Source organism: Bacillus sp. jun7, from assembly GCF_051034795.1.
Classification (GTDB): Bacteria; Bacillota; Bacilli; order Bacillales; family Bacillaceae; genus Bacillus; species Bacillus velezensis.
On sequence record NZ_CP093219.1, the window covers coordinates 2,844,571 to 2,861,584 of the forward strand.

Genomic DNA, 17,014 nt, shown 5'->3' on the forward strand with positions numbered 1-17,014 from the left:
CATGATACGCTAACTGATGAAAAAAATAAGCACGCCAAGAGCGGCAGAAAGACCCGCGTAAAACGAATCGTACACATATTGCTTTTCCTCCCGCCGGTGCCGCCATTCCATTAAGCCGCTGCAGCAAAATAGCATGGAAACAGCTCCGGCAAATACGTACATTTCATTGAAAAAAGTCACCGCTGCGATGCCCGTAATAAGCAGTGTGATTTCGATTAATCGATATGTGCTGTTTATCGGCTTCTGCTTTTTAACAGGATTTGGAAAATGGAGAACTTTGACGGCAAATACTTGAAACATAAGGCTGAGCAAAATAAATACGGCTGAAAAAATCAGTAACTGAATGAAATCCATCGTCTGCCTCCTAAAAATGTGTCACTCGTTTCATACGGGTGAGGGCCTTGCAAGTTTCAGCATTCTATAAGACATTAGGCGGAGTTTAATGGTAAAAGACTCAAAAAGACCCCTTTTGAAAGGGGTCTTTTTGAGTAGTTTCTTCTATTATAATGGTTCCTGCTTCAGGTCGGGCGGACGAGCGTATATGTCTTCCCGAGTCTGGCGTATTCATTCCCCGCGAGCCTTGCCGCAGGCTTCAGCTCATCTGTCCGTATGTAGCCTTTATCGGCGTCATATACTTGGTCATTCAAATGAAAACAAACGACTCTGCCGATGATGAGGTCTGTCGTCGTTTCTCCGCTGTCATTTTGAAACGGAAGATGGCGTTCGAGTATACATTCAAACCTGACTTTTGCTTCTTTTATACCGGGAACGCTGATGCAGGCGCTGTCTGTCACAGAAAGGTCTGTCATGCCAAGTTCACTGACATCAGGATCAAGCCTTGCCGCCGTTTTGTTAATATCTTCAATAATGGACTCATCACTGACGTGCACCACGAATTCCCGATGAGCGATTGCGTTTCTCGCGGTGTCTTTCTGCCGTCCGTCCGCGCGGCTGACAGAGATGGCCAGAAGCGGCGGTTCTGCGGAGACAACGTTATAGAAACTGAAGGGCGCCGCGTTTACGGCGCCGTTGATGGATGACCGCGTCGTGACAAATGCGATCGGCCGGGGAACGACTGTGCCCGAAAGCAATTTGTAAGTGTCTTTTGCGTTCAGTTCGTCTGCTCGTAAGATATGCATGATTTCGGCCGCCTTTCTTTATCGTATGACCTGATTATACAGAAAGAAAATTCGGAAACACAACAAAAGAAAACCGGCTGCATATCTTATCACGTGGCATATATCTGATTGAGGAAAAAGGCTTCCGTTTAGCCGGCAGCCTATTTACAAATGGCGTTACTTGTAGTTTTTCTTTACAACCCAGATGTTCCCGTCTTTCCAGTACTCTGTTTTGCTGCAGTAATCGTCTTTTTTGCAAGGGTCTTTTTTATGAGGACGATAAGGTTTTTTCTGCGTGCGTTTTTTCTTGCGGCGGCATGATTTTTTGTGGCTGCGAGATTTTTTGTGAGAGCGGCACGATTTTTTACGGCTGCGAGATTTTTTGTGAGAACGGGATTTTTTATGGCTGCGAGATTTTTTGTGAGAACGGGACTTTTTATGGCTGCGAGATTTTTTGTGAGAACGGGATTTTTTATGGCTGCGAGATTTTTTGTGAGAACGGGATTTTTTATGGCTGCGAGATTTTTTGTGAGAACGGGATTTTTTATGGCTGCGAGATTTTTTGTGAGAGCGGCACGATTTTTTATGGCTGCGAGATTTTTTGTGAGAGCGGCACGATTTTTTATGACTGCGAGATTTTCTCTTCTTACTGCTTTTTGGTTCTTGGTACAAATAATCTTCCAATCCCTCGGTGCTTGCGGACTTTACTGCTTCTTCGATATCAGAATGGGAATAGTGGCCCATTTTGAAACCTCCTCATGATATATGTTTTAAGGATGCGATCCTTACTACCACATAGTACGCATGAATGAAAAAAGTGTATGTGTGATTCGCTGAGTTTTATATAAAAAGCACAGCCTAAATTAATACAGGGAGGGTTACTGATGAAAGACCAATCAACATTGCCTCTGTACCAGCTGTTTATTCACCCGAAAGACTTAATGGAGCTGAAAAAAGACATTTGGGATGATGATCCGGTGCCCGCGGTGCTGAGAGTGAATCAAAAACGGCTTGACATTGATCTGGCGTACCGCGGCTCTCATATAAGAGATTTCAAGAAAAAATCGTATCACATCGCTTTTTATTCGCCGAAAACATTTCGCAGGGCGAAAGAGATACATTTAAACGCTGAATACAAAGATCCGTCGATGATGAGGAATAAGCTGTCTCTCGATTTCTTCGCGGAGCTTGGGACGCTGTCACCAAAGGCGAATTTCGTAACCCTGCAAATCAATGGCAGACATGAGGGGGTGTATCTTGAGCTGGAGTCAGTGGATGAATATTTTCTGGCGAAACGGAATTTGGCGGAAGGGGCTGTTTTTTACGCGGTTGATGACGACGCCAATTTCTCCCTCGTCAGTGATCTGGAGCGGGATACAAAAACATCGCTCGAACTTGGTTATGAAAAGAAAACGGGAACGAAAGAAGACGATTTATACTTGCAGGACATGATCTATAAAATTAATACCGTGCCGAAGTCAGAGTTCAAGGGGGAGATCGTCAAACACTTGGACGCCGATAAGTATTTGCGGTGGCTTGCGGGCATCGTGTTTACCTCAAACTACGATGGGTTTGTTCATAATTACGCTTTGTACCGGAATCATGAAACGGGACTTTTTGAAGTCATTCCGTGGGATTACGATGCGACGTGGGGAAGAGACATTCACGGTGATCGGATGGACGCCGATTATGTCAGAATACAAGGGTTTAATACCTTGACTGCAAGGCTTCTGGATGAACCGTATTTCCGCAAAGCGTACAAACAGCTTTTGGAAGAAACGCTTCAGACCCGGTTTACCATTGAACATATGAAGCCGAAGGTCATGTCACTGTATGAGCAGATCAGGCCGCATGTCGCAAAGGATCCTTATAAGAAAGAGGAGATTGATTGCTTTGACCGGGAGCCTGATGTGATTTGCGAATACATTAAGGAGCGGTCCGCCTTCATCAGCAGTGAGTTAGAGCGGTGGAATATCTGATTTGGAAATGAAGAAAGATTTTTTACAAATAGGCTGGTGAATCAGTTCCCGAAAATAATCGTGATACGTATATATGCATTATGCTTTTTACATTATGAGAAAAATGACTAGGAGGACAATAGATGAAACGCAATACGAAGCGGCATCGGTCTGATGACAACTTTTTGCATGCAATGGAAGGAAAAGTAATTACTGTCTACCGGGGAGGCCCGGAGTCCAAGACAGGGAGATTAGCAGACATTCAATCGGATTATATCGCTCTTCAGGTTGATAATAAAATCGTTTATTATCAATGGAAACACGTGAAAAGTGTGACGGAAAATACGAGTGAAACCGTATCGCCGGCCGAAGCGGCAGAATGTGAAAAAGCTGATGATTTTCAAGACCTGATCAGCCGGATGACCAATCGCACGGTGCAATTGAATCAGGGAGGTCCCGAATCGAAAAGAGGTAAGCTTCACGAAACAGGGGATGATTTTCTCGTGCTGGAAACGGAAGATGACGGAATCGTATATTTTAACGCCGACCATGTCAAAAGCATCAGCGCGGAACAAGAAGAGGACGGCCAAGAGGAGGAGCGCCCGGAATTTGAAATGGCTGATGATTTTCACGGCATATTTAAACGCCTGATCCACAAATGGGTATCCATCAACCGCGGAGGTCCTGAAGCCGTTGAAGGTATACTTGTGGATAATTCCGACGGCCACTACACTCTTGTGAAAGATAAAGAAGTGCTGCGGATCTATCCTTTTCATATCAAGAGCATCAGCGAAGGGGCAAAAGGAGCAGCTAAAAAAGAGGAGAATAAAGACGACGAGAATAAAGGTGAGAAAGAGAGCGCCGAAGAAGAAAAGTCACATGAAGAAGAATCATGCGAAGAGCAGCGTACTTCCTCTAAAAAGTCGAAAAGATCATCAAGATCCGTTCGATCCTCAAAACGGGAGGAAGAGAACTCTTATAGCTACGCCACTGTATTAAGGACAATAGATTATCGGTGGAAACACGGCCGTAAATGATTGGAAAGATTGTCCGTAAACGCGGGAGAGGGGGGAATGAAATGGCTGGATTAAGCAGATTTCTGGATAAACAAGTCGATATTGAGATATCGGGGAATACGACATTTTCAGGAACTCTTTTGGATATCGGTCAGGATATCATTGTGATTCATGACGGCCGGACGTTTCTTTATATTCCGCTGCTGCATCTTCAGAGGATGACATTGACGCTCCCGGACGAAGAGAATAAAGAGCCGTACGCAAGAAAAAAAAGTCCGCATCCCGAAAAACAGGAACATTCATTTTCTTACCGGAATACCCTCCAGCATATAAAAGGCAGATTTACAGAAATATTTGTTACGGGAGACCGTTCCATCCATGGGTATGTGACAAGTGTTTTAAATGATTATTTTGTTTTCTTCTCTCCGGTTTATAAGACTCTTTTCATCTCGATGCATCATTTGAAATGGCTGACACCCTATTCCGATGAGCAGACGCCGTATACATTAAACAGTTCAGAGCTGCCGGTTGTTCCCGCTAATGTGCCCCTTGTCCGGAATTTTGAGGAGCAATTAAAAAGATATATCGGGAAGCTGATTATTCTGGATTTAGGAGATATACCGAATAAAGTGGGGCTGTTACAGGATGTCTCAGATAATATTCTTGAATTGACCAATGCAGACGGCGATACTGTTTTTTGGAAATTGAATCATTTAAAAACCATGCACCTGCCATAAATGATAAAACTGCCTCTCTTATACAGCAGGCAGTTTTTTTTCATCGGAGCTAAAGGTAAATCCAACTGATCCAAACATATAAAACGGTAATGGTAAACACGACGGTGAGAGGGACAACGACAATGGTCGTTTTGATATATTCTGACCAAGAAACTTTTTCGCCGTGCTGTCTGATGATATGCATCCAGATCAGCGTGGCTAATGTCCCGATCGGCAGAAGCAATGATCCGATATCACTGCCGATAATATTAGCCAGATAAATGATTTTTACGGTTAATGGGTCGATGGACATTTCAGTTAATGTCAAAGTGCTGATCATTAAGGCGGGATGGTTATTGAACAAATTAGAGAGGACGGATGTAGCAATGCCCATAATAGTTGCGGCGTGGGCAATGCTTTGTGAGACATAAGGCTCAATAGACTGAACAAGCAGCGCCGTCAGTCCGATATTATGCAGTCCGTAGATGATAATGTACATCGTGAAGGCAAAAATAAAGATATGCCAAGGCGCTTTTCTTAATAAGTCTGCCGGTCCGATTTTTAAATAAAACCATCTCCAGCAAAGCAGGATGACTGAACTGATGACAGCCACGAGCGAAACGGATATGCCGTTGTAAGAAGCTGCAAACAGACTGATCCGGACGAACAATACAAATACCAAAACACAAAACATGATGTTCGTACGGCTGTTTTGGCTCAAGTCCGGCGGAGGCTGAAGCGGATGATATCGTTTGTGTTCCAGCGAATCAAAATGAACCGGAATATCGGGGAGCTGTTTCGGCAAACGGCGGTAAAAAACGGCAAACAGCAGAAGGGCCATAAACACCAGTCCCAGCGTGCCGGGGATAAACATCATATTGGTGTACAAATAAAGGTCCATGCCTATCATTTTGAGAGAAATTAAATTGACGATATTACTGACGCCGATCGGGGTGCTTGCCGCCGTCGCAATTAATACGCCGCTTATTAAATACGGTGTTTTCTGATGTCTTTTAAGTCCGAGATATTGTAAGACCAATAGTAAAATAGGAGTGGTGATTAATACGCTCCCGTCATTATTCAGAAAGAGCGTCATTGAAAAACAGAGCAGGTTGGTCAGCCAAAAAAGCCGGATGCCCGATCCCTTGGCGCGGTGAAGCAGTTTGGCCGCCGCCCAGTTAAAAAAACCGAAGCTTTCCAGCGCGATCGCCATAATCATTGTGGAGATAATGGTTATTGATGCTCCGGTGACTTTTGACCCTATATCCCCCAAATCATGAAAGGAAACGGTTCCGCATAACAAAACGAGAATGGCGCCCAGCGACGCCGGAACGGCTTCATTTAATCCCCCGGGTCTCCAAAATATAAAAATAATGGTCACAAAGAAAGAAATCAGGGTCAAAATGACGGTAATATGTGTAATGTGTTCTGCCTCCTTTTAGATGGGTCATTGCCGCCCCGTTATTTTTATCCCTCCTGATCAGTTGTACTGTATGTATACGGGTACAGGTCGTAAGGTGTACTGAGCGTTTCTACCAATTTAGTAAAAATCCATAAAAGCACAAAAAAAGAGGCTGCTTTCGGCGGCCCTCTTTTTTATGCATTTTCCTTATCCGCCTGCAATAAAGCCTGGCGTTTATTCATAATATCCAGAAAATGTTTCAGGATCGGATTTTGATTATCCTTGCGGTAGGCAATGACCCATTCGGCAGTGAGCTGCGCCTGATTAATGCCGCGGTAGGCGACTTCGAGATTAAACAGCTTTTTAGCAGAAGAAGGCACGAAGGTTACACCGATACCGGCACTAACCAATCCGATCACCATTTGATACTCCGTCGCTTCCTGAACGATTTTCGGTTTGAAGCCCGCCTGCTCGCAGTAGTTTACAAACTCTAGGTATAAAGTCGGCCATGTTTCTTTCGACAGTGTGATAATCGGTTCATTTTTTAAATCCTGAATGTCGATTGTCTGTTTAGCGGTAAGCGGGTGCTGCTTCGGCAAAGCCAGAATGCACGGACTGCTCTGCACCTTTTCCATATGTAACGCGGAATGCTGTAAAGGCGGATGAAGGATGCCGATATCAATGTTCCCCTTCAGAAGTTCTTCCTGCTGTCTGAAAGAAGAAATTTCACGCAGATCAAGCTTGACGGAGGGGAATTTTTCGCGGAATTCCCGAATGATCGGCGGCAGAAATTCATATGTGGCCGAGCCGACAAAACCGACGACAAGGCGGCCGAGCTCTCCCCGCGCCGTTCTCTGCGCCATTTCAATCGCTTTGTCTATTTCTTCGATCGCGTTTCGGCTGTGTTTTAAAAAACTTTCTCCGGCAGCTGAAAGCTCTACAACCCGTTTCGTGCGCTTTAATAAGGTCACGCCGACTTCCTTCTCAAGCTGTTTGATCTGCTGGCTGAGAGGCGGCTGTGTCATATTTAACCGAAGCGCAGCTTTGCCGAAATGAAGTTCTTCGGCAACGGCAATAAAGTATTGAAGATGGCGAAGCTCCATCCTTATCCATTCCTTTCTCTTTGTTAATTATTCGTGAAACATATTAATCATACGGCGAATTGATATTGGAGGTCAATTTCCAAAGAGTGTATAGTGAATAATATCACAAATTACTTAAAATTTTATATTTAATATGCATAATAAGGAGTGAGGGTGTTGGCAAAAGCAACAAATGAACTAAAAACCTCTGAAAAAAATCGGGGGGCGGAGCTTGTTGTTGATTGCTTAGTGGAGCAAGGTGTCACACATGTTTTTGGCATTCCGGGTGCAAAAATTGATGCAGTATTTGATGCGTTAAAAGATAAAGGACCTGAACTGGTTTTATGCCGTCACGAACAGAACGCTGCATTTATGGCTGCGGCTGTCGGAAGACTGACTGGAAAACCAGGCGTTTGTCTCGTTACTTCAGGCCCGGGGGCATCCAACTTGGCGACCGGCTTGTTAACGGCTAATACAGAAGGTGATCCGGTAGTGGCGCTGGCGGGTAACGTAATTCGCGCAGACCGGTTAAAACGGACACACCAATCATTGGACAATGCGGCGCTATTTCAGCCGATTACAAAATACAGTGTAGAAGTACAGGAAACAGGGAATATACCAGAAGCGGTAACAAACGCCTTCAGGGCAGCGTCAGCAGGTCAGGCAGGCGCGGCTTTTGTGAGCTTTCCGCAGGATGTTGTGAATGAAATCACAAATGTGAAAAACGTACGCAGCGTGCCGGCGCCGAAACAAGGCCCTGCACCGGAAGAAGCGGTCAGCGCGGCTATCGCGAAAATCCAGACGGCGAAACTTCCCGTTCTGTTAGTCGGCATGAAAGGCGGAAGACCGGAAGCGGTAAAACAAATCCGCAAACTGCTTGCCAAAACAAAACTGCCTTTCGTAGAAACGTACCAAGGGGCCGGCACATTGTCCAGAGAGCTGGAAGACCAATATTTCGGCCGGATCGGACTGTTCCGCAACCAGCCGGGCGATCTTCTGCTTGAACAGGCGGATGTCGTATTAACGATCGGTTATGATCCGATTGAATACGATCCGAAGTTCTGGAACGTAAACGGTGACCGTGCTATTATCCATCTTGACGAAATTCAGGCCGATATCGATCATGCCTATCAGCCGGAATTAGAATTATTAGGCGATATCCCCGCTACGGTTAAACAAATTGAACACGACGCTGTGTCATTTGATATGGGCAGCCGTGAAAAAGAAGTGCTGAGCGAATTAAAACAGATGCTCTCAGACAGCGAGAAGGCGCCAAGCGACCATAAATCCGACAGAGTGCATCCTCTGCAAATCGTCCAAGAACTGCGCAATGCAATTGATGACGACGTAACCGTCACTTGCGATATCGGTTCTCACGCGATCTGGATGTCCCGCTACTTCCGCGCTTATGAGCCGCTGAAACTGTTGATCAGCAACGGCATGCAGACATTGGGCGTAGCGCTTCCTTGGGCGATTGCCGCCACATTGGTGAATCCGGGTGAAAAAGTCGTATCCGTTTCAGGAGACGGAGGATTCTTGTTCTCTGCAATGGAATTGGAAACGGCAGTCCGCTTAAAAGCGCCGATCGTTCACCTTGTATGGAATGACAGCACATATGATATGGTCGCATTCCAGCAGATGAAAAAATATAACCGTACATCATGCGTAGATTTCGGAAACATTGACATCGTAAAATATGCAGAAAGCTTCGGCGCCACCGGCTTGCGCGTTGAGTCACCGGAACAGCTGGCAGACGTGCTGCAAAAAGGCTTGAACACAGAAGGCCCTGTCATCATTGACATTCCTGTCGATTACAGTGACAATGTCCATTTATCAAGCGACATGCTTCCGAAGCAATTCAAAGAAAAAATGAAAGCAAAAGCTCTCTAGCACTCTGCGCACCATGACCTGTTTTCTAAAACAGCCCAATTTAAAAGGAGTGAAGGGAATATGAAAAACGCAAGCGACATCCATATGATGAGCCGCGGAGAAAAAGGCTCACCTGAGGATCAGATCTATCAAGTATCCACCATGACATCTCTGCTGGACGGAGTATATGACGGAGATTTTGATATGGCTGACATTCCGAAGTTCGGTGATTTCGGAATCGGCACGTTCAACAAACTGGACGGCGAATTAATCGGATTTGACGGCGAATTTTACCGTCTGCGCGGCGACGGAACGGCTACGCCTGTTAAAGGCGGAGACCTGTCACCATTCTGCTCATTCACATTTTTCACGCCGGACATGACGCATACGATCGACGGCGAAATGACCCGTGAAGAATTCGAGCAGGAAATCGCCAGCCTTCTGCCTAGTAAAAACTTATTTTATGCGATCCGTTTAGACGGCGTATTTAAAAAGGTGCAGACAAGAACGGTAGAACGCCAGGAGAAACCGTACGTTCCGATGATCGAAGCGGTGAAAACACAGCCTGTGTTCAACTTTGACGACATTCAGGGTACAATCGCCGGCTTCTGGACGCCGGGTTACGCAAACGGCATCGCTGTTTCCGGATATCACCTGCACTTCATTGATGAAGGACGCAATTCCGGGGGACACGTGTTTGACTATGTCATTAAAGATTGTAAAGTGACCATTTCTCAAAAAATGAATATGAACCTCAAGCTTCCGAATACGGCGGACTTTTTCAACGCAAATTTAGATAATCCGAATTTTGCGAAGGATATCGAAACAACCGAAGGAAGCCCGGAATAAAATAAAAAAGAAAGCCTCATTTTTCTCGGGGGCTTTCTTTTTATTTGGCTGAACCGGCAAAGATTAGGTAAAATACAGTCAAAAGGGAAAGGTGTGGTAGCTGTGAAAGTATTGGTATTAGCGGTTCATCCTGACATGGACAACTCAGCGGTCAATAAGGCGTGGACAGAAGAATTAAAAAATCATGATGACATCACGGTCCGTGAGCTTTATAAAGAATATCCGGACGGGAAAATAGATGGGGAAAAGGAACGGCAGCTGTGTGAACAGTATGACCGGATCGTATTTCAATTCCCGCTGTACTGGTACAGTGCGCCTCCGCTTTTAAAAACATGGATGGATCATGTGCTGGCGTATGGCTGGGCTTACGGTTCCAAAGGAAAGGCGCTGCACGGCAAAGAATTGCTGCTGGCTGTTTCTGTAGGTGCCGGAGAGGATGCATATCAGGCAGGCGGGTCTAACCATTTTTCACTGAGCGAGCTCTTAAGGCCGTTTCAGGCAATGGCTAATTTTACGGGAATGACCTATTTGCCGGCTTTCGCGATGTACGGGGTTAGCAGCGCCGATGCTGCGGCTATCCGTGACAACGCCAAACGCCTGGCGGATTACATAAAGAAGCCATTTTAGAGTCGTATGCATTCATCTTCATCCGACAATATTTCCTGAGAAATATTTCGAACCTTAGACGTTTCTGACTGCTCAAGAAAGAAAAAACGGATTTCGCGCTGAATTTGCGAAATCCGTTTTGATATTATGTCAGTTTTTGCAGATCTTTTGTGCTGATATATCCCGTTGCGCCCCCGTAATCGACAAGCGCCCAGCCGAAATCAATGCCGCCGCCGGCTGTCTTTTTCCATCCGAGGAAAGAAACGCTCGTGTTTTTGGCAAGGGAAGCTTTGACCGCTTGTTTGTCTGTATATACTTTTGTTTTTGCCGTCGTTTTTACGGTTGTTGCTTCTTTAACAATATAATGAGTAGATACAAATCCTGTTTTTCCGTTTTTATAATGTACTTTTGCCCAGTCAGCGTTCTGGAATGAAATGATCTTTAAGCTGTCGCCTAAATGAAGGGTATCAGCTCTCGGACTGGCTGCTGATGCTTTTGTTCTGACGTTCAATGCTTCCGCGGAAACGAGATAAGAGTCAAGCGGGTAGCTGTACAGATCGTCAATTTTGACCGCTTCTTGCGCGTGTGTCTCCGGAAGAGGCGTTATTCCGGCAGCTGAAGCCGCTGATATTCCCGCTGCAAGGGTCAGAATGGATGCCGCTTTGGCTGTTTTCTTCATCTGTATCTCTCCTTTTACTTCATCCTTTCACGTTTTACCGGAAGTCTAAACATCGGCCGATTATTTTTGTGTTTGAAGTTTCAATGGAGCGGCAATGGTTTTTTTGACTTTTTCTCCTTTGAGCACCTGCTCCGCCGCTTCGGCCGCCAGTTTTCCGATCAGCTCCGGCTGCTGGGCGACCGTGGCTGTCAGCTTCCCGTTTTTAATGGAAGAAATCCCATCTTTGTTTCCGTCGAAACCGACGACCAAAATGTGTTTGCCCGAGCTGTTAATCGCTTCGAGCGCCCCGAGTGCCATTTCATCATTATGGGCGAACACGGCTTTGATATCCGGATGTCCCTGCAGCAGGTTTTCCATGACGGTCAATCCTTTTGTGCGGTCAAAATCTGCCGCTTGCTTTGTTACGACATCCAGCTTTTTGTCGGCAATATGATGAAAGCCCGTTCCGCGTTCCCGTGTCGCGGATGCGCCCGGCACCCCTTGCAATTCAGCCACTTTGGCGCCTTTTCCGAGCTGATCGGCGAGGTAGTCAGCCGCCATTTCTCCTCCTTTGACATTGTCAGAGGCGACAAGCGTTTCGACTTTGCCGTGTTCGGCTGAACGATCCAGCGCAATGACGGGAATGCCGAGGGAATTTGCCGATTCGACGGCTGTTGAAATCGCTGATGAATCGGTCGGATTGATCAGCAGCGCATCGACTCCCTGCTGGATCAAATCTTCTACGTCATTTGACTGTTTAGATGAATCATTTTGGGCATCGACAATAATGACCTTCATGCCCCGTTTTTTGGCTTCCTTTACAACGCCTTCTTTTAATGAAACGAAGAACGGATTGTTTAATGTGGAGACGGAGAGCCCGATAGTGAATTCTTTTTTATGTTTTGTGTTTGACGGTTTTGCCCATTGCGGCGGTTCAAGTGAACAGGCGGACAGCAAAAACAGTGATAATGCCGCGATCGTGATGATGGCTTTCTTCATAATGGTCCTCCTACTATGCCGATTTTTTGCGGTCCAGCAGCACCGCGATTAAAATGACGATTCCTTTGACGACGAGCTGATAAAAAGATGATACGCCGAGAAGGTTCAAGCCGTTGTTCAGCGTACCGATAATCAAAACCCCGATCAGCGTACCGATGATGCGCCCTCGACCGCCGGACAGGCTCGTTCCGCCGAGAACGACCGCTGCGATGGCGTCCAGCTCGTATGATTCTCCGGCCGTCGGCTGTGCGGAATTTAAGCGTGATGTCAGAATCGCTCCCGCCAGCGCCGATAATAAACCTGTCAGAGAATAGATCATGATCTTGATGCGGGGCACTTTGATTCCCGATATCAGCGCCGCTTTCTCATTGCCGCCGATGGCGTATGTCCGGCGGCCGAACGGTGTTTTGTGCAGAAGAACCCACAGGGCCGCAAATGCAATCAGCATCGTAATGGCAGGTACGGGGATGCCGAGAAAATAACCGCGCCCGAATAATTGAAATGCGTAATTTGAACCGAGCCCCGTAATCGGATTTCCGTCCGTATAGACGAGGGTCAGTCCGCGAAAGACGGTCATTGTCGCCAAAGTGGCGATGAACGGCGCCATTTTTCCTTTTGTGATTAATAATCCGTTTATCATGCCGAGTACGGCACCGATCACGCAGCCGATGATGACGGCTAAGATCGGATCGATGCCTGATACCATCATACCTGCGACCAATGCGCTCGATAAGGCGAGGATGGCTCCGACAGAGAGATCAATGCCTCCCGTTAAAATGACAAACGTCATTCCGAATGCAATCAGAGCGTTAATCGCAACCTGCCGAAGAAGATTGAGAATATTGAGAGGTTCAAGAAAACTCGGGTTTAAAACGGAAACGATCAGCACAAGAATCAGTAAGCCGAGAAACGGACCGAGTTTTTGCGTGAAGGTATGAATGGAAAATCGCTTTTGTTCAGTTGATGTTATTGGTTCAGTTTTCATACTGCTGCCCTCCCGTGGCAAGTGTCATGATGTGTTCTTGTGTTGCATCTGCCGCATTGATTTCTCCGCTGATGCGCCCTTCGTGGACGACGATAATTCTGTCACTCATGCCGAGAATTTCCGGCAGCTCGGAAGAAACCATGATGATGGCGACTCCGCGATCGGTCAGTTCATTCATTAATGAATAGATTTCCCTTTTCGCGCCTACGTCGACGCCTCTTGTCGGTTCATCAAGGATGAGAACTTTCGGGCCGATTCCGATCCATTTGGCGATGACGACTTTTTGCTGATTTCCTCCTGATAAATGCCGGGCGGCGGTTTCCGGAGATGCAGTCTTAATGGTCAGACGCTTGATGAGCAGCTCAACGAACTCCGCCTCGCGTTTTCGGTCAATGATGCCTTTCGGAGAGAAACTGGTCAGGTTCGGCAATGAGATATTTTCACGAATGGACGTATCCAGCAGCAGCCCTTCATCTTTGCGGTTCTCCGTAATCAGGCCGAGTCCCTTGCGGATGGCATCGTACGGACCCCGAATGCCGGTTTTTCGGCCGGAAATCCAGACCTCTCCGGAATCGAGCCGGTCAATTCCGAACAGCGCCCTCATGATTTCTGTCCGTCCGGCACCCATTAAGCCGGAAACGCCGAGGATTTCTCCGGCGCTCACATGGAAACTGATCTGTGAAAAGCTTCCTTTTTTTGAGACATTTTTCACTTCGAGCACCTTATCGCCGAGTGACGGCGTGCGGGTCGGATACCGATCGGTCAGCTCCCGCCCGACCATTTTTTTGACCACTTCATCAAAATGAGTATCTTTCATATGCGCCGTATCGACAGTGAGGCCGTCCCGCATAATGGTGATCCGGTCGCAAATTGAAAATATCTCTTCCATTCGGTGCGAAATATAGACAATGGATACGCCGTCCCGCTTTAACGCCGTCATCACGTCAAACAGTTTGCTGATTTCCCGTTCGGTCAGCGCCGCGGTCGGTTCGTCCATAATAATGACTTCAGCGTTTGTCATCAGCGCTTTGGCAATCTCAATCATTTGCTGCTGGCCGACGGAACATTGTCCGGCTTCCCGGTCAAGAGGAAGAGAGACTCCCAGTTTTTCAAGCTGTGATTTTGCTAGCGCTTTCATTTTCTTCGTTTCCAAAACGCCGAACGCCGTCGTCAGCTCTTTGCCGATAAAAAGATTTTCAAGCACCGTCATGTCCGGCCATATATTCAGTTCCTGATGGATAAAGGCGATTCCGTGCTTTTCGGCTTCCTTTGGATTGGAGAAATTCATATTTGTTCCGTTTATCGTAATGTTTCCCTTGTCGAGCCGGTAGAGCCCGGTGAGCAGATTCATTAACGTCGATTTGCCCGCTCCGTTTTCTCCCATTAAAGCGTGGATTTCTCCCGGCAGAAGCTCAAATGAGACGCCGGATAGCACTTGGTTTTTGCCGAATGTTTTATGAATGTCTGTCATGCCGATGTGCATGCTGGATCCCTTCTTTCTAGAAAATCACACCCGCCTGCAGGATGCAGTTGGCGTATGGTGTCATTTCACCCGTTCGGATGACGGCTTTTGCTTTCTGTGTGAGCCGTTTGAATTCCGAGTGGGACATGTACTCGATCGTCTGCGCTGAGAAATGGCTTTCTATGAAACTTGCATTCTCAGGATTTTCGTCTTTGATCTCGGAGGCGGCCATCACCTTTTCGACGGCCATCTCCCCGGCTACCAGGCTGATCACATCCCGAAAGGCGGGAATGCCCGCCGTTAAGGACAAATCAATTTTAGGGACGCCGTCAGGGACGGGGAGACCCGCATCGGCGATCGCGATGAGGTCTGTATGCCCGAGATCGGCTAATACTTTGGCAATGTGGCTGTTTAACATTCCGTGTTTTTTCATGACAGCAGCTCCTCAACTTCTTTTCTGACCGGCATCCCGCCTTGGGCGCCGAAGTGCTGCACGGACAGGGAGGCGGCGCGGTTGGCGAACAGGAGCGCTTGCTCGATGTCCCGTCCTTCCGCGAGCGCGACGGCAAGTGCCGCATTAAAGGTATCGCCGGCACCCGTCGTGTCGACCGCTTCTGCAGGGAAGCCGGGAACAAGCCGTTCCGCGGTGCCGTCTGAGTAGCGTACGCCTTGTTTTCCTTCGGTAATGAACAGTTTGCCGGGATAGCCGGCGAGCGCTTCTTCTTTCGTCCGGTCAGGAAATAAAATGGATGCTTCATGTTCGTTCGGCGTAAGATATGCGGCATTCTCAATCGTCGATTGTTTCAGCGGGCGGGCCGGCGCGGGATTCAGGATAACCGGAATTTGGTGCGCGCGGCAGTAGCTGCACACTTCTTCAACGGTTTCTTCAGGAATCTCCTGCTGGATCAGCACGATATCAATGCCGGGAAGTTTTGCCAGCGCACTTTTGGCATAATCGGGTGAGATGTCATCGTTTGCGCCTTTTACGACGACGATGCTGTTGTCTCCTTCTGCGAGCACAATATGAGCCGTTCCGCTTTTTTTATGTGTAACCGTTTCCATATAGTCCGTATTGACACCGTTTGCCTTCAGGTTTTCAATAATCGCTTTTCCGTAGCTGTCACTTCCAGCTTTTCCTACCATATATACGTTCGCGCCAAGGCGGGAAGCGGCTACGGCCTGGTTTGCGCCTTTTCCCCCGGGCACGGTTTGAAAGTCTGTGCCCAGTACGGTTTCCCCGGCTTTCGGACGCCGTTCGGATGTGACGACCAGATCCATAGAACAGCTTCCGATAACACAAATTTCACTCATGGTGATCATCCTTTCTCGTCGTTTGTCTTCTTATATAAGTCACGGGCATTTGAATGGCCGTCTCTTTCGGCGGCTCTTTCTTTATCAATTGCAACAGCAGGTTTGCCGCTTGTTTTCCCATCTCATATGCAGGCTGGCGGATGGTTGAAAGCGGCGGAAACAAAAGCCTGCTCTGCGGAATATCGTCGTATCCGATGATCTGAATCTCCTCCGGAACTTTTTTGCCGAGCCGCAGCGCCTCATGGAGGACGGCAGCCGCCGCAATATCGTTGCTGGCAATGACTCCGTCGGTTTCCGGGTATGCTGCAAACAATTCTTCTGCTAAAACGGCGGCATCCTTGATGGAAAATGAAGCAGCGGAGATGACATTGAACTGCGCGCCCGCTTTTTGCAGCACATCAAGTGCGCCGTTAAAACGTTCCTGAGCGGTCGGAAGGTGGCCTGGGCCTTTGACAAGCGTGATGCTTTTGCTTTTGCCGCGAAGCATTTCCTCAGCCGCCCGTTTTCCGCCTGCCCGCCCGTCACTGAATACGGATGGGGCGCCTTCTTTTGTCCGGTCCAGAAATACGACCGGGTAAAGGCTGCCGCTGTATTCGGGAAGGTCGGGGTAATGGGTGGCCGCCAAAATACCGGCAACTTGATTTTGTTTAAATGTTTGCAGGTAGTCGAGTTCTTTTTCCAATTCTTCATCGCTGTTGCCGATGATCAGCCGGTATCCTTCCCGCTGCAGCTCGTCTTCAGCGCCGCGGGCAAGCTGCGGGAAAAAGGGGTTCGTAATATCCGGAAGCAAAAGCCCGACCAGTCTGGATTCTCTTTTATAAAGAGAGCGGGCAACTTCATTCGGATAATAATTCAGCTTCTCCATGGCAAGCATGACCTTCGTTCGTGTATCTTCATGCACGTAGCCGTTGTCATTGAGGACACGCGAGACCGTGGCAACAGAGACGCCGGCAGCTCCTGCGACATCTTTAATCGTTGCCAAC

At 47.5% G+C, this 17,014-nt stretch carries 18 protein-coding genes; 6 read left to right on the forward strand and 12 right to left on the reverse strand.

The window, feature by feature from the left end; translation table 11 throughout:
• Window positions 1–9 precede the first annotated feature (9 nt).
• The 3 genes from MJQ52_RS13945 to cotG form a co-directional block, all read right to left on the reverse strand.
• On the reverse strand, window positions 10–354 hold the full coding sequence (locus tag MJQ52_RS13945; RefSeq protein WP_094247437.1) for a DUF4181 domain-containing protein: 345 nt from the start codon (window positions 352–354) through the stop codon (window positions 10–12).
• A gap of 164 nt (window positions 355–518) precedes the next feature.
• Entirely contained in the window at window positions 519–1,139 is a 621-nt protein-coding gene (locus tag MJQ52_RS13950; RefSeq protein ID WP_014419051.1) for a flavin reductase family protein, read from the reverse strand.
• 156 nt (window positions 1,140–1,295) lie between these two features.
• Window positions 1,296–1,862 (reverse strand): spore coat protein CotG, encoded by a 567-nt coding sequence (gene cotG, locus MJQ52_RS13955; RefSeq protein ID WP_096034907.1) that lies wholly within the window; start codon window positions 1,860–1,862, stop codon window positions 1,296–1,298.
• 140 nt (window positions 1,863–2,002) lie between these two features.
• Here cotG and MJQ52_RS13960 point away from each other — a divergent pair, with 140 nt between their 5' ends.
• The 3 genes from MJQ52_RS13960 (at window position 2,003) to MJQ52_RS13970 (ending at window position 4,829) form a co-directional block, all read left to right on the forward strand.
• Window positions 2,003–3,097 (forward strand): CotH kinase family protein, encoded by a 1,095-nt coding sequence (locus tag MJQ52_RS13960; RefSeq protein WP_015387604.1) that lies wholly within the window; start codon window positions 2,003–2,005, stop codon window positions 3,095–3,097.
• Between the two features lie 122 nt (window positions 3,098–3,219).
• Entirely contained in the window at window positions 3,220–4,113 is an 894-nt protein-coding gene (locus MJQ52_RS13965; protein WP_094247439.1) for a spore coat protein, read from the forward strand.
• Between the two features lie 41 nt (window positions 4,114–4,154).
• Complete coding sequence (locus MJQ52_RS13970) at window positions 4,155–4,829, forward strand: hypothetical protein (RefSeq protein WP_007407530.1); 675 nt, start codon at window positions 4,155–4,157, stop codon at window positions 4,827–4,829.
• Window positions 4,830–4,878: 49 nt separating this feature from the next.
• Here MJQ52_RS13970 and MJQ52_RS13975 read toward each other — a convergent pair whose 3' ends face one another.
• The gene (locus MJQ52_RS13975) at window positions 4,879–6,210 is read right to left on the reverse strand and encodes an arsenic transporter (protein WP_025853570.1); all 1,332 of its coding nucleotides are present in this window, start codon (window positions 6,208–6,210) and stop codon (window positions 4,879–4,881) included.
• A 194-nt stretch (window positions 6,211–6,404) separates the two neighbouring features.
• Window positions 6,405–7,313: an acetoin biosynthesis transcriptional regulator AlsR gene (gene alsR / locus MJQ52_RS13980; RefSeq protein ID WP_003151316.1), complete on the reverse strand. Its 909-nt coding sequence runs from the start codon at window positions 7,311–7,313 to the stop codon at window positions 6,405–6,407.
• A gap of 156 nt (window positions 7,314–7,469) precedes the next feature.
• Here alsR and alsS point away from each other — a divergent pair, with 156 nt between their 5' ends.
• The 3 genes from alsS to MJQ52_RS13995 all read left to right on the forward strand — a co-directional run bounded on the left by alsS (window position 7,470) and on the right by MJQ52_RS13995 (window position 10,637).
• Window positions 7,470–9,182, forward strand: a complete 1,713-nt coding sequence (alsS, locus tag MJQ52_RS13985) for an acetolactate synthase AlsS (protein WP_025853569.1) — start codon at window positions 7,470–7,472, stop codon at window positions 9,180–9,182.
• Between the two features lie 60 nt (window positions 9,183–9,242).
• On the forward strand, window positions 9,243–10,010 hold the full coding sequence (gene budA / locus MJQ52_RS13990) for an acetolactate decarboxylase (protein ID WP_003151318.1): 768 nt from the start codon (window positions 9,243–9,245) through the stop codon (window positions 10,008–10,010).
• 102 nt (window positions 10,011–10,112) lie between these two features.
• Window positions 10,113–10,637, forward strand: coding sequence for an NAD(P)H-dependent oxidoreductase (locus MJQ52_RS13995; RefSeq protein WP_003151320.1), 525 nt, complete (start codon window positions 10,113–10,115; stop codon window positions 10,635–10,637).
• 124 nt (window positions 10,638–10,761) lie between these two features.
• Here MJQ52_RS13995 and MJQ52_RS14000 read toward each other — a convergent pair whose 3' ends face one another.
• The 7 genes from MJQ52_RS14000 to MJQ52_RS14030 are packed head-to-tail and all read right to left on the reverse strand — an operon-like array spanning window position 10,762 to window position 17,013.
• Window positions 10,762–11,295 carry an SH3 domain-containing protein gene (locus MJQ52_RS14000; RefSeq protein WP_003151321.1) on the reverse strand — a complete coding sequence of 178 codons (534 nt, stop codon included), beginning with the start codon at window positions 11,293–11,295 and terminating at the stop codon, window positions 10,762–10,764.
• Between the two features lie 60 nt (window positions 11,296–11,355).
• A complete protein-coding gene (rbsB, locus tag MJQ52_RS14005) occupies window positions 11,356–12,273 on the reverse strand; it encodes a ribose ABC transporter substrate-binding protein RbsB (RefSeq protein WP_094247440.1) in 918 nt (305 codons plus the stop codon).
• A 13-nt stretch (window positions 12,274–12,286) separates the two neighbouring features.
• A complete protein-coding gene (rbsC, locus tag MJQ52_RS14010; RefSeq protein WP_007614200.1) occupies window positions 12,287–13,258 on the reverse strand; it encodes a ribose ABC transporter permease RbsC in 972 nt (323 codons plus the stop codon).
• Complete coding sequence (locus MJQ52_RS14015) at window positions 13,248–14,741, reverse strand: sugar ABC transporter ATP-binding protein (protein WP_265210221.1); 1,494 nt, start codon at window positions 14,739–14,741, stop codon at window positions 13,248–13,250. Before MJQ52_RS14015 ends, rbsC begins: the two co-directional genes overlap by 11 nt.
• A gap of 16 nt (window positions 14,742–14,757) precedes the next feature.
• On the reverse strand, window positions 14,758–15,153 hold the full coding sequence (rbsD, locus tag MJQ52_RS14020; RefSeq protein ID WP_094247442.1) for a D-ribose pyranase: 396 nt from the start codon (window positions 15,151–15,153) through the stop codon (window positions 14,758–14,760).
• A complete protein-coding gene (gene rbsK, locus MJQ52_RS14025; protein ID WP_043867483.1) occupies window positions 15,150–16,031 on the reverse strand; it encodes a ribokinase in 882 nt (293 codons plus the stop codon). The genes rbsD and rbsK overlap by 4 nt, the downstream gene beginning before the upstream one ends.
• Window positions 16,024–17,013: a LacI family DNA-binding transcriptional regulator gene (locus MJQ52_RS14030; RefSeq protein WP_070082481.1), complete on the reverse strand. Its 990-nt coding sequence runs from the start codon at window positions 17,011–17,013 to the stop codon at window positions 16,024–16,026. The genes rbsK and MJQ52_RS14030 overlap by 8 nt, the downstream gene beginning before the upstream one ends.
• Between the last annotated feature and the right edge of the window lies 1 nt (window position 17,014).

Bases quoted from the DNA above. Each gene is read 5' to 3' on its own strand.
- budA (WP_003151318.1), top strand. From the start codon at position 9,243: ATGAAAAACGCAAGCGACATCCATATGATGAGCCGCGGAGAAAAAGGC.
- rbsD (WP_094247442.1), bottom strand. From the start codon at position 15,153: ATGAAAAAACACGGAATGTTAAACAGCCACATTGCCAAAGTATTAGCC.
- rbsK (WP_043867483.1), bottom strand. From the start codon at position 16,031: ATGAGTGAAATTTGTGTTATCGGAAGCTGTTCTATGGATCTGGTCGTC.
- MJQ52_RS13950 (WP_014419051.1), bottom strand. From the start codon at position 1,139: ATGCATATCTTACGAGCAGACGAACTGAACGCAAAAGACACTTACAAA.
- MJQ52_RS13945 (WP_094247437.1), bottom strand. From the start codon at position 354: ATGGATTTCATTCAGTTACTGATTTTTTCAGCCGTATTTATTTTGCTC.
- alsR (WP_003151316.1), bottom strand. From the start codon at position 7,313: ATGGAGCTTCGCCATCTTCAATACTTTATTGCCGTTGCCGAAGAACTT.
- MJQ52_RS13960 (WP_015387604.1), top strand. From the start codon at position 2,003: ATGAAAGACCAATCAACATTGCCTCTGTACCAGCTGTTTATTCACCCG.
- MJQ52_RS14015 (WP_265210221.1), bottom strand. From the start codon at position 14,741: ATGCACATCGGCATGACAGACATTCATAAAACATTCGGCAAAAACCAA.
- MJQ52_RS13970 (WP_007407530.1), top strand. From the start codon at position 4,155: ATGGCTGGATTAAGCAGATTTCTGGATAAACAAGTCGATATTGAGATA.
- cotG (WP_096034907.1), bottom strand. From the start codon at position 1,862: ATGGGCCACTATTCCCATTCTGATATCGAAGAAGCAGTAAAGTCCGCA.
- MJQ52_RS14000 (WP_003151321.1), bottom strand. From the start codon at position 11,295: ATGAAGAAAACAGCCAAAGCGGCATCCATTCTGACCCTTGCAGCGGGA.
- rbsB (WP_094247440.1), bottom strand. From the start codon at position 12,273: ATGAAGAAAGCCATCATCACGATCGCGGCATTATCACTGTTTTTGCTG.
- rbsC (WP_007614200.1), bottom strand. From the start codon at position 13,258: ATGAAAACTGAACCAATAACATCAACTGAACAAAAGCGATTTTCCATT.
- MJQ52_RS13965 (WP_094247439.1), top strand. From the start codon at position 3,220: ATGAAACGCAATACGAAGCGGCATCGGTCTGATGACAACTTTTTGCAT.